Genomic DNA, 12,560 nt, shown 5'->3' with positions numbered 1-12,560 from the left:
AAAGCGTCAAAGCGGGAAACACCCGCCCGTGCCCCAAACCCGGGCCCCACCATTCCTTAATCGGGAAGAAGAAGAGGGAAAAGTGGTGGGTGCACCAATGGGGAGCATTGCCCGTTTTCGTCGGCCTATGGGCTCAGGCCACGGAGAAGCTGAACAGGCCGCTCGGCGGGGCGTGCCACCCGCGGTCCGGGGCCACGGTCACCCCGGGGCCGAAGCACCTCGTGCCGGCGTGCAGGCGTACGTTCGCGTCGGTCAGGTTGACCAGGACGTGTGCGGTGTCGGGAAGCCGGACGCAGCTCCCCGGGGCGGGGTCGGAGTAGCGAACGAGGTCCTCGAACTCGGTCGTGAAGACCACGACCTCACCGGTCGCCGCCTGCGCGGGGGCGGCACCCAGGAGCATGCTCCCCATGACCATGGCGAACACGGCGGAAAAAGCCTTCATTCCACCATCCTTTCTCACTTCATGTGCGTTTCACGGAGACGACCCCCTCGGCCGCCAACGACACGGAGGACCGCCGGGACGATCTTCCCGGACACCCTCACCCCACCGCAAGCGGAAGTCCGGAATCTCTTTTCGGGCTGCCGGGCGAGAACGAACAGAACCTCGGCATCACTGCCACGAAAAAGAATGCATTTCGCTCTTATGATGATGAAACGGGCGAAGGTCGGCCGCCACGAGGGCGTGCGCACACGAAGCCCCCGCCCTTCCGGGCAGCCCCGGTGGTGCGGTCGCGGCGCCGGGCCGGGGGGTGCCGCCCCCTCGGGCGGGCCCCCGTGCGCACCCGGCCCTCAGATCTTGCGGAAGTCCCAGCTGGTGGCCTTCTCCGGCACGAGCCGGAGCCAGGCGTGGCGGCCGTCGACCGGCATCTCGTCGGTCCCGAAGTACTTGCGGGCGTAGAGCCGCTCGGGTTCGGCGAGGTCCGGATCGGGCGTCCGGGTACGGGGCACGTCGCCGACCCTCTCGATCCTGCCCCTGAGCTCGACCCCGCGCAGTTCCCCGTACTCACGTCCCGCGTCGACCAGGACGGCCGCCCTGGGGTCGCGTTCGAGGTCGGTCCACCGCTGGCTCCTGACGATCGACCACAACCACAGGGCGGCGCCGTCCCACACGAACCACAGGGGTGTCAGGTGCGGCCCGTCCCCGCCCGCGGTGGCCACCCGGCAGGTGTGCTCCTCCCGGAGGAACGCCGACCGCTCGTCCTCGTCCATCGCGATCCTGCGGCCGCGGCGCTGTTCCCTCACCCTGTGCTCCCGCTCCCTCGGCGACGCGGCGGACACCGCCCCGCGTGTTCTCGTCGTCGGCGTCGCGAGCCTAGCCGTCGGACAGGGCGGGCCGGGCCTCGCGGCGGTGGCCGCGAGCGTCTCCCCAGTGGGAGCCGGAACGGCCGCACCGGGAGCCGCCCCCTTCGATCCCGCCCGTGCACCGTCCGGACGGTACGTTCTAGTTCCGGGACCCACAGCCCGTGGACGGCTCCCACACACAGCGGGCGAGGCGGCCGGGCCCCGTCCTCGCCCCCACACGGAGGTTCGAGTGCCGATCAGGAACAGGAACGTGCTCATTGCCGGAGGCGGAGCGGCAGGACCCGTGCTCGCCCACTGGCTGGCCCGCCACGGGTTCGCGCCGACGGTCGTCGAGCGCGCGCCGGAACCCGCGGCGGGCGGCTACCTCGTCGAGGTGTCCCCGCAGGGGATGGGCGTGCTGGACCGGATGGGCGTGGGCGAGAGGGTCCGGGCGGCGGGCGGCCCCCTTCCGGACGTGCACTCCTACATCAGCGGACGCGAGCGGCCGATCGTCCTGCCGCAGGGACACGTGGGCGCGGTCGCGATCAGGAGCGGGGACCTGTCCCACATCCTGCGCGACCGGGCGGGCGACGGGGTCGAATACCTCCTCGGCGACTCCGTCGTCTCCGTCGACGAGGACGCCGACGGTGTGGACGTCGTGTTCGCGCACGCGCCGGCACGCCGCTTCGACCTGGTCGTGGGCGCCGACGGTCCGGACTCGGCCGTGCGCGGGCTGGTGTTCGGCTCCGGCGCGGACGGGCACGCCGAGCACCTGGACGTGAACCTGGCCGCCTTCGAGATCGACAACCACCTCGGCGTCAGAGACGTGATGATGTGCCGCGTGTGGCCCTACCGCGGATGCGTCGTCACCACCTTCCCGGGCAACGACCGGCTGGAGGTGGAGCTCCTGATGCGCAACAGGACCCCGGCCGCCCCGGCGGAGATGGACCTGGAGGCGCGGTACCGCTTCCTGGAGGAGGTCTACGGCGAGGACGGCTGGGAGGTCCCCGGCCTGCTGCGCGCCATGCGCGGGGCGGACGTGCGCCTGGCGCCGTCGACCCAGATCAGGCTGGACGTGTGGAGCAGTGGCCGGACCGTGCTGGTCGGTGACGCCGCCTACGCCGCGGACCCGATGGCGGGCCAGGGGACGGCCCTGGCCCTGATGGGCGCGACGGCACTGGCCGGGGAACTCGTCTTCGCCGAGGGCGACCACGAACGGGCCTACTTCTCGTACGAGGCGTCCATGCGCGGGACGGTGCGGGCGGCGCAGAGCCTCGGCCCGGCCCTCACCCGGGACTTCGCCCCCGAGGGCAGCCGGGGCGAGGTGTGGCTGCGCGAGCGCGCCGACGCGGCGCTGATGTTCGGCAGCCGCCTGATGGCCCAGTACGGCGCCCGTTCCGGCTACGAGTACGTCGGCGACGACTTCCCCGCCGACCGGTACGCGCGCATCCTCGCCCCCTGACGCGCGGCGGCCCGCACAGGCCGCGGCCCGGACCCGGGGGGCGCCCCCGCCGGTCCGGGCCTCGCGGGATCAGCCGCAGTTGGTGGCGGGGAGGGTGATCGTGGCGGTGCCGATGGTGCCGCCCCAGTTCATGCAGTGGCCGGCTCCGCTGCGGTAGACCGGACCGGCGTAGGTGGTGAAGTTGCCGGCGTCGCGCACCCAGGTGCTCTCCCCGGTCCTGCGGACCATGGCCTCCATGAAGGTGGCGGCGCCGGGGTTCGTGCGCACGGTCACCACGCAGTTGTAGCCGTTGGAGTTGTTGTAGGTCAGGAACGCGGTGCCGCGGTTGTCGGGGAACTCGATCCTGTTGACCTCGACGTAGCCGCTGCCGCAGGCTCCGTTGTAGGTGGCGGCGGCGGCCGGGGACGCGGTGGCCGTGACACCGGTGACCGCGAGCGCGGCCGCGGCGGCGAGGGCCGCGGCCCTGCCCAGGAAGTTCTTCACGTCATCTCCTCCGGGTCGGGGCGGTCAGCCGCAGTTGGTGTTGTTGCGGTGCTCGTTGGTGCCGTCGATGTAGCCGTACCAGTCGACGCAGCGCCCCGCCGCGCTCAGGTAGACCGGGCCCGCGTAGGTGGTGAAGTAGCCCGCGTCCGTCGCCGCGTTGGCGGGGTTGTCGCCGGAGCGGACGACGCTCACCACCATCTCCACGGCGGCCCCCGGTGTCGCCCGGACCGTGACGGCGCAGTTCCTGCCGGTGGAGTTGTTGTAGGTGAGGTAGACGGTGCCCTTGTTTCCGATGTCGGCCTGGTTGACGACGTTGTAGCCGGTTCCGCACACCCCGTTGTAGGGCGCGACGGCGGCCTGGGCCGGGCCGGCCAGCATGAGGGAACCCGCGGCGGCAACCGCGCAGAGCGCACTCGTGGCGATGAGCTTCCGGAGCTTGTCCATGTCACTTCCCCGTCTCTGTGGCGTCGGGTCCGACGCAGGGGAATCGTCTCCGGGGGGACTTCCTTTCTCCTTCTCATCCGCTTTCGTCCGGCTCCCTCGCCGGTGGGGGCGCCCTGCCTCCCAGGAGTCCGCGGGGCCCCGCGCCGTCGGGCGCGGGGCCTCCGCGGCGGGCGGCCCCGGAACCGGTGGCGCCCTGTCAGGGCTGTCGCCCGCCGCCCTCCCGCAGGGCCCCGGTGATGCGGTGGTAGAGGCCTCCGGAGGTGAGCCCGCCGTCCACGACCATCTCCGCGCCCGTGACGTAGCGGGACGCGTCCGACAGCAGGAACAGCACCACGTCCGCGATCTCCTCCGGGTCGGCGACCCGCCCGGCGGGCACCGACCGCAGGCTCTCGTCGACGAAGTCGTCCGACCCCGAGCGGAGCAGCGGCGTGTCCACCAGGCCGGGGTGGAGGGAGTTCACCCTCACGCCCGCCCCGGCGAACTCCAGCGCGCCCACCTTGCTCAGCCCGCGCACCCCCCACTTGCTCGCGCCGTACCCCGCGGCGAAGTAGCCGGTCATCCCCGCGATCGAGGACACGTTGACCACCGACGCCGCACCGGACTCCCTCAGGAGCGGGGCCATGTACTTCATGCCGTAGAACACGCCGGACAGGTTGACCTCGACCACCCGCCGCCAGTCCTCGTCGGTGGTGTCCTCGATCCCGAAGCGGTGGCTGACCCCGGCGTTGTTGACCAGGCCGTCGAGCCGTCCCCCCTCCTCGCCGATCAGGTCGCGCAGCTCCCTCCAGCCACCGGGATCGGCGACGTCCAGCCGCGCGGACCGCGCCCATCCGCCGTCCCGGCGGATCCGGTCCGCGAGGTCCCGGCCCCGCGCCTCCTCGAGGTCGGCCACCCAGACGCGGGCCCCCTCGGCTCCCAGCGCCAGCGCCTCGGCCCTGCCCATCCCTCCGGCGGCCCCCGTCACCAGGACGGTCCGCCCGGCCAGTCCGTGCCCCATGTCCGCTCCTTCCTCGTCGTTCGCGTACTCAGTCGACCCTCAGTTCGGTGCCGCGCGTCTCGGCGACGAAGAAGACCGTCACCAGGGTGATCAGCGCGGTGAGGACGAAGTAGCCCGCCGGGGCCAGCGAGTGGCCGGTGGCGCTGATCAGCCAGGTCGCCACGAACGGCGCGGTGCCGCCCAGGAGCGTGTTGGTCACGTTGTTGCCGAGCGCGATCCCGCTGTAGCGGGTGGAGGCGCTCAGCATCTCGGCGTAGGTGACGAACGAGGCGCCGTTGACGACCGAGACGCAGACGAAGAGGACCGACTGGCCGACCACGGCCGCCCAGGCGGGCCCGGCCGCCATCATCATGAACATCGGGAACCCGAGGAGGGCCGCGCCGACGCTGCCGATGAGGATGACCTTCCTGCGGCCGATCGTGTCCGCCAGGTAGCCGGAGAGCGGGAGCGTCGCCGCGCCGACCACCATGGCCACCGCCGTGGACGCGAAGGCCAGCTGGGACGAGTGGCCCGCCGTCGTCTGGAGGTAGGTGGCGGCGTACACCGAGACGATGTAGTACCCGCCGGTGATGACCGCGCCCAGGCCGATGATCTTCAGCACCGACCGCCAGTTCGTCACCAGCAGGGTCTTGATCGGCATCTTCTTCGTCTCGCCCTGGTCGGCGAGCTCCTTGAACTGCGGGGTGTCGTCGAGGTGGCTGCGGATGTACAGGCCGATCACGCCGATGGGGAGGCTGAGCAGGAACGGGATCCGCCACGCCCAGTCCAGCATCTGCTGCTCGGTGAACAGCGAGGTCGCCGCGAGGGCCACCAGTGCGGCGAACAGCGATCCGAGGTAGGTCCCGGAGTTGACCAGCGAGGTCTGGGTGGCGCGCCAGCGGGCGGGGGCCGACTCCGCGACGAACGCGTTGGCACCGCCCAGTTCGCCGCCGGCCGCGAACCCCTGCACGCAGCGGCACAGGACCAGCAGGGTGGTCGCCCACACGCCCAGTGTGAAGTAGTTGGGCAGCATTCCGATGAGGGCCGTGGCCAGCACCATCAGGAGGATCGTCCACGACAGGGCCTGCTTGCGCCCGTACCTGTCCCCGATGTGCCCGAAGAAGATGCCGCCGGGCACGCGCATGAAGAACGCGACGGCGAAGGCGGCGAACGTGCCCATGAGGGCTGCCGTCGGGTCCTCCGAGACGAAGAAGAGCATCGCCACGAAGGTGGCCATGTACCCGTAGATGCCGAAGTCGTAGTACTCGACGACGGTGCCGATGATCGCCGCCCGGATGACCTTCACCCGGGACTGGAAACCCCCGTCGGCGGTGGTCGTGCTCGGTCCGTCCGCGGACCTGTGGTCCAGTGGCATGCTGCCTCCTCGGGCAGGGTCGGTCCGGTGGGCGTGGCAGCCGTCCGGTCCTGGTGGTTCTGGGGGTGGGGGGCACGGCTCCGGGCTCAGCCCCGGGCCGCCGCCCCGCGGCCGGCGATGCGGCCCATGGTGATGGCGTTGGCGACCGCGTTGCCGCCGCCGACGTAGCGGAGGCCGAGGACCCCGGCCCCCGCCTCGCCCGCGGCGAAGAGCCCGGGGATGGTGCGGCCGTCGCGGTCGAGCACGGCCGCCGCGGAGTCGATCTCCATCCCCGCGTGCGTGCAGACGAGTTCGGTCGGCAGGAGGAGGGCCGCGTGGAACGGCCCCGTGCCGATGGGGTCGGGGTTGTCGCCCTTCCCCTTGTTGCGCAGGCTGAGGTGGCGCAGGAAGCGCGCGTCCTCCCCGAGCGGGAGCTGGGCGTTCCAGGTGTCCACGGTCGCGCGCAGGGCCCCGGGCGGGACGCCCATCAGCTCGGCCAGCCCCTCCAGGGTGTCGGCCCTCAGCGTCCGGCCCGCGTCGGCCTCCTCGGTGACGCGTTCCGGCGTCCAGTCCGCGTACCCGGAGGGCAGGGAGGCCCTGGCCCGGTCGTCGAAGACGCACCAGACGGGCCCGTCCTGGGCGTCGATGATCCCGGTGGAGACCGCGTAGGACGCGTCCTCGTCCATGAAGCGACGGCCGGACCGGTTGACGTACACCCGCGACACCGGGGGGAACCCGGACTGCCAGTGGTGGTGCCGCTGGAAGTACGCGGTGGGCAGGCGCAGGCCCCACCCCGCCCCGGTGACCGAGGCCCCGACGCCGTCCGCGAAGCGGATGTGGTCGCCGCGGCTGCCCGGGGCGGCCACGACGAACGCGTGCTCGCCCGCCTCCAGCGCCGCCGGGTAGTACTGCGCGAGCAGGCCGGGGTCCCGGGAGAGCCCCCCGGTGGTGACCACGACCGCTCCCGCGCGGACCTCGACCCCGTCGGCGACGACGCCGACCACCCGGCCGTCCTCCGCCACGAGCCGTTCGACCCGGGTGTTGAGGACGGTCTCGACCCCGTGGCGCCGGCAGGCCGCCGCGAGGACCTGCACCAGGCCCAGCCCCTGGTCCTTGGGGACGTGGCCCCGCCAGACGTCCTCGACCCCGGCCTGGCACAGGCCGGGCATGTGCGCGTTGGTGGACACCCGCGCGGGGACCTCGACGCCGAGGCCGATGAGCCAGTCGAGGGTGGGCCCCGCGTTCTCGCAGAAGGTGCGCACCAGGCCCGGCTCCAGCATCCACTGGTTCAGGTCCATGTAGTGCTGGTAGAACCGCTCGGCGGTGTCCTCCACCCCCACGCCGCGCTGGACGCTGGTGGCGGCGGCGGTGAAGAGGCCGGCGGACAGCTGGGTGGACCCGCCCAGTTCGGTCTCGGCCTCGAACAGCAGGACGCTCGCCCCGGCCTCCGCCGCGGTCGCCGCCGCGGCGAGTCCGGCTCCCCCGCCGCCGATGACGACGACGTCGACGGACTCCTCGGCGGACGCGGTCGGCTCAGACATGGCGCGAACCTCCGTCCACCGCGATGCTGTGACCGGTCACGTAGCGGCTGCTGTCGGAGAGCAGGAACAGCAGGACGCCGACGACCTCCTCCGGGGAGCCGACGCGGTGCAGGGGGACGTTGTCCAGGGCGGCCTCCAGGGCCTCGGGATCGTCCTGGAGCCACCTGGTCATCTCGGTGTCGATGAACCCGGGGGCGATGGAGTTGACGCGGATGCCCCGGTCCCCGAGCTCGACGGCGAGCGACTCGGTGAGGTGGCCGACGGCGGCCTTGGACGCGCAGTAGGCGCCGCGGCCCCTGCGCACCCGCACGGCGGAGACCGAGGACATGTTCACGATGGCGCCGCCCGGCCCCATGTGGCGGGCGGCGGCCTGGGCGCCGTGCAGGACGCCCTTGACGTTGACGTCGAGGACGGCGGAGATCTGGTCGGCGGAGATGTCGTCGACCAGGGCGTACGGGAAGACACCGGCGTTGTTGACCCAGTAGTCGAGGGCTCCGAACTCCCCGACGGCCGCGAGGGCGAGTTCGTCCTGCTGGCCGGGGTCGACGACGTCCACGCGGTGCGAGGCGACCCGGCCCGGCCGGACACCGGGCGGGTTCGCGGCCAGGTCGCGGTTGATCTCGTCGGCGGTCCGTTCCATGTCGGCCCCGTTGAGGTCCGCTCCGACGACGTCGACCCCCCGGCGGGCCAGCGCCGCCGTGAAGGCGCGTCCCATGCCGCGGGCCGCACCGGTGACGACGGCGGTGCGGCCGGCCATCTCGGGGTGGACGACCTCCATGGGACGGTCGAGGACGCGCGCGGGGCCGGTGCCCTCGTGCTGGGTCATGGCGTGTGCCTTTCGGTGGGTGGGGTGCTGTGTCGGAGGGCCCGGCGGCGGGGCCTGCCGGGCGGCCGGTCCTGCCGGGCGGCCGGTCCTGCCGGGCGGCCGGTCCTGCCGGGCGGCCGGTCCTGCCGGCGTCGACCGCTCAGGCGGCGTCGTCGCGCCTGACGTCGCGGCGCGCGACGCGCCAGTCGTCGCCGTGTCGGACGAGCAGGTCGTGGACCGTGGTGAGGCGCAGGAGCCGGGTGCCGCCCGTCACACTCGTGGCCACGACCTGAAGATAGGCGCTGACCTGGGCTCGCGCAGGGTTCACGGACTCCACGTACACGTTGGTGACCACGTGGCGGTGCACCTCTCCCGCGGCCCGGGCGTTGCGGGCGAAGTCCTGGGCGAAGTCGCGGAGAGGCGCCCGTCCGGCGACGGGGGCGGGATAGGTCGGCGAGTGGAACTCGCCGTCGGGGGTGAAGGTCCGCGCCCACCCCTCGGCGTTCCCGGAGTCGATCAGGTGGGACTGGCGCGCGTAGAGCTGGTGGATTCCGATGACCAGGGTGCCGTCCATGAACCCTCCCCAGGTGTGCGATAATCGCACTAGGTGTGCAATTAAAAGTTAACGTATGTGTCCCACGTCACCGGCGTCAAGAGGCGGGGTGTATGTTCGCCCTGCGAGAGGAGCCCGATGCCCACCACACCGGCCCCACAGCCGGACACACGGACGTCCAAGACCCTGCACAACGGGATCGAGGTGCTCGAACTGCTCAGCCGCAGCCCGCACGGGCTGTCGGTGACCGAGGTCGCCGAGGGGATCGGGGTGCACCGCACGGTCGCGCACCGGCTGGTCCGCACCCTGGAGGAGCACCGGCTCTGCAAGCGCGACGCCTTCAAGCGGATCACGCTCGGCCCCGGCCTGGTCGCCCTCGCCGAGTCGGTGGAGGTCGATCTCCGCGAGGTCGCGCGGCCGGTCCTGACCGACCTCGCGGAGGCGCAGGGCGCCACCGCGCACCTGGTGGTGCCCGAGGGCCCGGACGAGGCCCGCGCGCTCATGGTCGTCGAGCCGCGGCACGCCAGGGCGCACATCGCCTTCCGCACGGGCAGGGTCGACCCCCTCGACAAGGGCTCCGCCGGGCTGGCCCTGCTGTCGGCCATGCCCCCGCGCCCCGGAGAGCGGGAGGAGGTCGCCCTGGCCCGCCGGCGCGGCTACGCGGTCTCCCACGCCGAGGTGACCAATGCCGTCACCGGCGTCTCCGCTCCGGTGATCAGCCCCCGCAACGGCCCCGTGGCGAGCATCGGGATCTCGGTCCTCGAACTGGACGATCCGGCGCCGTTCGGCGCGGCCGTGGTCGAGGCCGCGCGGCGGATCGCGGGTATGGTGCACCTGCCCTGAGCCGACCCCGGGCCGGTCGCACCCGGCGCGGCGGCCCTGTGACCTGCCGTCGGACACGGCCGGACCCTCCACCTCCGCGCGGTGCGTACGCTATCGGCGTCGGCAGATCCCGGAGGACGGGGCGCCGGCATGTCGACGGACCCCGGGTACGGCCCGCCGGGGTCCACCCCTCCCCCAGGGCACGAGTGGAGACCGACCCGTGAGGATCAGCAACGAGTTCACCGTGAACGCGCCGGTCGAGCGAGTATGGCGCCTGCTCACCGACGTGGAGGCGGTGGCCCCGTGCGTGCCCGGCGTGAGGCTGACCGGGGTCGACGGCCCCCTGTACTCCGGTGCGGTGCGGGTCAAGGTCGGCCCGGTCGTGGCCGCCTACTCCGGCACCGCCCGTTTCACGGAACTGGACGAGAGGGAGCGCCGGGCGGTGCTCGTCGCGTCAGGACGGGCCAGCCGGGGATCGGGGAACGCGTCGGCGACGGCGACCGCGCGGCTGCGGGCCGAGAACGGGAGGACCGTGGTCAGCGTCGAAACCGACCTCACGGTCACGGGCCGACTCTCCGAGTTGGGCGTCGGCGCGATCAGTGGCGTGGCGGCCTCGCTGACGGCACGCTTCGCGGCGGCCCTGGAGGAGGAGTTCGGTCTGGCCCCCTACCGGTCCGGGGACGCGGGACCGGTAGGGGAGGCCCCTGTGGAACGGACCGCGGTCGACGGGTCCTCCGGATCCGGCGACGCGCACCGGACGGCGGGGACCGGCAGCACGGAGGCTGCGGACGGGGCCGGGGGCGCCCGGCCCGGGCGGAGCACGGTGGACGGGTCCCCCGGGGCGGAGGGGACCACGGAGCCCGGAGCCCGCGGATCCGGCGGGACCGACACGGTCGGTGAGCCCGACGGGACCGGTGAGCCTCACGAAACAAGCGGGGCGAACGGTACTTGTCGTGACCACAGTGAAAAAAATGATGACAAGATTCCCGAAGCCTCCACTGAGGACGAAAACGCCTCTGATCAGGCAGAACACCCGAACCGACACGTCTCCCCCGCCACTGCCGGGGAGGACGGGCCCTTGGGGAGCTCCTCCGTGTCTGATATCACAAGCGGTGTGACCGGTGCTCAGAAGTTCCCCGACCCCATCGACCTCGCCCCGGCGACCGCCCCGGGAGGGGCGATCGCCGACCGGGTCTGGCCGCTCCTCGCCATCGTGGTCGTGGCGGGCGGCATGATCCTGGGCTACGTCTTCTTCACCTGAGCCCGCGCGTCCCCGGCCTCCTGCACCGCCCCGGCCGTGAGGCTGCCCAGGACGGCGAGCTTGTCCGCGGACTCCGACCCCGGGAGCGCCCGGTACACCTTCAGCAGCAGGTCCGGGGCGCTGGTGGGGCGGAAGGTCTCGTACACGAGGTCCAGATCGCCGACCAGGGCGTGCCGTACCTGGAGGACGTCGGTGGTCTTCTCCCGGACGTCGGCCCTGGCCCACAGTCTGGCGAAACGCGGACTGCGCACCGCCAACTCACCGATCAGCGCCATCAGCTCGGGGTCGTCGGGGGTGTGGGCCGCCGCGGCGCGCACCGCCGCGACCGTCGACGCCGTCGTGCGCTCCCACTCGCGGTGGAAGCCCGGGGCCCTCTCGTCCAGGAACAGGAAGCGAAGGGTGTTCCCGCCGACCCCGACGTCGGAGTACAGCGCCCGCCCCAGGTGGTTGGCGGCGACGATGTCGTTCAGCGAGTCGACCAGCAGCGCGGGGTGGTCCCGCCACTCGTCCACGAGGGCGGTCAGGTTCTCCCCGACCGCGCTCCGCCGCCGGTGCGCCGCACCCCTCGGCCCCGGCGTCGCGATGGCGAAGAGGTACCGCTGCGCGTCGGCCCCCAGCCGCAGCGTGCCGGCCAGGGCGTTGAGGACGCTCGCCGACGGATGCTGTTCACGCCCCTGTTCGAGGCGCGTGTAGTAGTCCACGCTGAGTCCGGCCAGGGACGCCACCTCCTCGCGGCGCAGTCCGGGGACGCGGCGCCGTCCCCCCGGGGGGAGGTCGACCTCCTCGGGGCGGACCCGGCCCCGCCGGGCCCGCAGGTAGTCGCCCAACACGTTGGCGTTGTCCATGGCCTCATGCTAGGCAACGCCCGGAGGGCGAGGGAGGGTGTGCCGCACCCAGGGTGGACCGCCGGCGCTCGCCCTCGTCGGCCGCCCGGCCGCCTTCCGTCGGCACACGCCGCGACCGGTCCGCGGCGGTCCCGGGGAACGCTGCGCCGGGACGTGGCGGCGCGGCCCGCGGCACGGGCGGCGCACCGTCAGCGGGTGGGACTCCGGTCGCTCCTGCGGTTGTAGGACACACGCAGGTCCTCCGGGGCCACCTCGCGCCCCTCGGCGTCGACGTATCCGACGCGCACGGGCGCCCCGGTCACGTCCTCGACGAGGGACAGCGGGGCCCCGTCGGGCTGGAGGTGGGCGTTGCCCCACTGGAACAGCGCCATCACCGCTGGCATGAGGTCGCGCCCCTTCCCGGTGAGCAGGTACTCGTAGCGGGTGCGGGCACCCGGCTCCCGGTACGGTTCGCGGCGCAGGAGTCCGGCCGCGGTGAGCTGCTTCAGCCGGGCGGCCGCGGCGGCCTCGGTGACGCCGACGCGTTCCACGAACAGGTCGAAGCGCGTGGTGCCGTAGAAGGCCTCACGGAGGATGAGCACGGACGTGTGCGGTCCGATGACGTCGAGGGCCCTGGTGATCGAGCACCCGTCCGGCTTCCACGAGCGCAGGTCGGCCAGGACCGGGTCCAGTTTGATCGACATGCGAACAACCTACCCGTCCGCGCCTCGGACGCCCGGCCGCCGACGCGCGT

The 12,560-nt window shown here is 72.8% G+C and carries 14 protein-coding genes; 3 read left to right on the top strand and 11 right to left on the bottom strand.

Annotation, left to right across the window (positions count from 1 at the left end; all coding sequences use genetic code 11):
- Positions 1 to 133: 133 nt before the first annotated feature.
- Together Q8791_RS05980 and Q8791_RS05975 are read right to left on the bottom strand one after the other, a co-directional pair.
- Entirely contained in the window at positions 134 to 442 is a 309-nt protein-coding gene (locus Q8791_RS05980; protein WP_330090569.1) for a hypothetical protein, read from the bottom strand.
- A 347-nt stretch (positions 443 to 789) separates the two neighbouring features.
- Positions 790 to 1,242: a pyridoxamine 5'-phosphate oxidase family protein gene (locus Q8791_RS05975; protein ID WP_330090568.1), complete on the bottom strand. Its 453-nt coding sequence runs from the start codon at positions 1,240 to 1,242 to the stop codon at positions 790 to 792.
- 289 nt (positions 1,243 to 1,531) lie between these two features.
- Here Q8791_RS05975 and Q8791_RS05970 point away from each other — a divergent pair, with 289 nt between their 5' ends.
- On the top strand, positions 1,532 to 2,743 hold the full coding sequence (locus tag Q8791_RS05970; RefSeq protein WP_330090567.1) for an FAD-dependent monooxygenase: 1,212 nt from the start codon (positions 1,532 to 1,534) through the stop codon (positions 2,741 to 2,743).
- Between the two features lie 69 nt (positions 2,744 to 2,812).
- Here the strand turns inward: Q8791_RS05970 and Q8791_RS05965 are convergent, their stop codons facing one another.
- The 7 genes from Q8791_RS05965 to Q8791_RS05935 all read right to left on the bottom strand — a co-directional run bounded on the left by Q8791_RS05965 (position 2,813) and on the right by Q8791_RS05935 (position 8,920).
- Positions 2,813 to 3,226 (bottom strand): spore-associated protein A, encoded by a 414-nt coding sequence (locus Q8791_RS05965; RefSeq protein WP_330090566.1) that lies wholly within the window; start codon positions 3,224 to 3,226, stop codon positions 2,813 to 2,815.
- Positions 3,227 to 3,250: 24 nt separating this feature from the next.
- A complete protein-coding gene (locus tag Q8791_RS05960) occupies positions 3,251 to 3,670 on the bottom strand; it encodes a spore-associated protein A (protein ID WP_330090565.1) in 420 nt (139 codons plus the stop codon).
- A 196-nt stretch (positions 3,671 to 3,866) separates the two neighbouring features.
- Positions 3,867 to 4,667: an SDR family NAD(P)-dependent oxidoreductase gene (locus tag Q8791_RS05955; protein WP_330090564.1), complete on the bottom strand. Its 801-nt coding sequence runs from the start codon at positions 4,665 to 4,667 to the stop codon at positions 3,867 to 3,869.
- A gap of 28 nt (positions 4,668 to 4,695) precedes the next feature.
- Positions 4,696 to 6,021: an MFS transporter gene (locus Q8791_RS05950; RefSeq protein ID WP_330090563.1), complete on the bottom strand. Its 1,326-nt coding sequence runs from the start codon at positions 6,019 to 6,021 to the stop codon at positions 4,696 to 4,698.
- Between the two features lie 86 nt (positions 6,022 to 6,107).
- A complete protein-coding gene (locus Q8791_RS05945) occupies positions 6,108 to 7,541 on the bottom strand; it encodes an FAD-dependent oxidoreductase (protein WP_330090562.1) in 1,434 nt (477 codons plus the stop codon).
- Positions 7,534 to 8,367: an SDR family NAD(P)-dependent oxidoreductase gene (locus Q8791_RS05940; RefSeq protein ID WP_330090561.1), complete on the bottom strand. Its 834-nt coding sequence runs from the start codon at positions 8,365 to 8,367 to the stop codon at positions 7,534 to 7,536. The genes Q8791_RS05945 and Q8791_RS05940 overlap by 8 nt, the downstream gene beginning before the upstream one ends.
- Positions 8,368 to 8,506: 139 nt before the next feature.
- Positions 8,507 to 8,920: a nuclear transport factor 2 family protein gene (locus Q8791_RS05935; RefSeq protein ID WP_330090560.1), complete on the bottom strand. Its 414-nt coding sequence runs from the start codon at positions 8,918 to 8,920 to the stop codon at positions 8,507 to 8,509.
- Between the two features lie 117 nt (positions 8,921 to 9,037).
- Here Q8791_RS05935 and Q8791_RS05930 point away from each other — a divergent pair, with 117 nt between their 5' ends.
- Both Q8791_RS05930 and Q8791_RS05925 read left to right on the top strand, forming a co-directional pair.
- Positions 9,038 to 9,742 (top strand): IclR family transcriptional regulator, encoded by a 705-nt coding sequence (locus Q8791_RS05930; RefSeq protein ID WP_330090559.1) that lies wholly within the window; start codon positions 9,038 to 9,040, stop codon positions 9,740 to 9,742.
- A gap of 199 nt (positions 9,743 to 9,941) precedes the next feature.
- Positions 9,942 to 10,982 (top strand): SRPBCC domain-containing protein, encoded by a 1,041-nt coding sequence (locus Q8791_RS05925; RefSeq protein WP_330090558.1) that lies wholly within the window; start codon positions 9,942 to 9,944, stop codon positions 10,980 to 10,982.
- Here Q8791_RS05925 and Q8791_RS05920 read toward each other — a convergent pair.
- Both Q8791_RS05920 and Q8791_RS05915 read right to left on the bottom strand, forming a co-directional pair.
- Complete coding sequence (locus tag Q8791_RS05920) at positions 10,964 to 11,827, bottom strand: helix-turn-helix domain-containing protein (RefSeq protein WP_330090557.1); 864 nt, start codon at positions 11,825 to 11,827, stop codon at positions 10,964 to 10,966. The genes Q8791_RS05925 and Q8791_RS05920 overlap by 19 nt on opposite strands.
- A gap of 188 nt (positions 11,828 to 12,015) precedes the next feature.
- Positions 12,016 to 12,510, bottom strand: a complete 495-nt coding sequence (locus Q8791_RS05915; RefSeq protein ID WP_330090556.1) for a winged helix-turn-helix transcriptional regulator — start codon at positions 12,508 to 12,510, stop codon at positions 12,016 to 12,018.
- Positions 12,511 to 12,560 lie beyond the last annotated feature (50 nt).

It is taken from the genome of Nocardiopsis codii (assembly GCF_036327455.1).
GTDB lineage: Bacteria > Actinomycetota > Actinomycetes > Streptosporangiales > Streptosporangiaceae > Nocardiopsis > Nocardiopsis codii.
This window is presented reverse-complemented; position numbering and strand designations above follow the sequence as displayed.

Bases quoted from the DNA above. Each gene is read 5' to 3' on its own strand.
- Q8791_RS05920 (WP_330090557.1), bottom strand. From the start codon at position 11,827: ATGGACAACGCCAACGTGTTGGGCGACTACCTGCGGGCCCGGCGGGGC.
- Q8791_RS05930 (WP_330090559.1), top strand. From the start codon at position 9,038: ATGCCCACCACACCGGCCCCACAGCCGGACACACGGACGTCCAAGACC.
- Q8791_RS05950 (WP_330090563.1), bottom strand. From the start codon at position 6,021: ATGCCACTGGACCACAGGTCCGCGGACGGACCGAGCACGACCACCGCC.
- Q8791_RS05980 (WP_330090569.1), bottom strand. From the start codon at position 442: ATGAAGGCTTTTTCCGCCGTGTTCGCCATGGTCATGGGGAGCATGCTC.
- Q8791_RS05960 (WP_330090565.1), bottom strand. From the start codon at position 3,670: ATGGACAAGCTCCGGAAGCTCATCGCCACGAGTGCGCTCTGCGCGGTT.
- Q8791_RS05940 (WP_330090561.1), bottom strand. From the start codon at position 8,367: ATGACCCAGCACGAGGGCACCGGCCCCGCGCGCGTCCTCGACCGTCCC.
- Q8791_RS05955 (WP_330090564.1), bottom strand. From the start codon at position 4,667: ATGGGGCACGGACTGGCCGGGCGGACCGTCCTGGTGACGGGGGCCGCC.
- Q8791_RS05945 (WP_330090562.1), bottom strand. From the start codon at position 7,541: ATGTCTGAGCCGACCGCGTCCGCCGAGGAGTCCGTCGACGTCGTCGTC.
- Q8791_RS05915 (WP_330090556.1), bottom strand. From the start codon at position 12,510: ATGTCGATCAAACTGGACCCGGTCCTGGCCGACCTGCGCTCGTGGAAG.
- Q8791_RS05935 (WP_330090560.1), bottom strand. From the start codon at position 8,920: ATGGACGGCACCCTGGTCATCGGAATCCACCAGCTCTACGCGCGCCAG.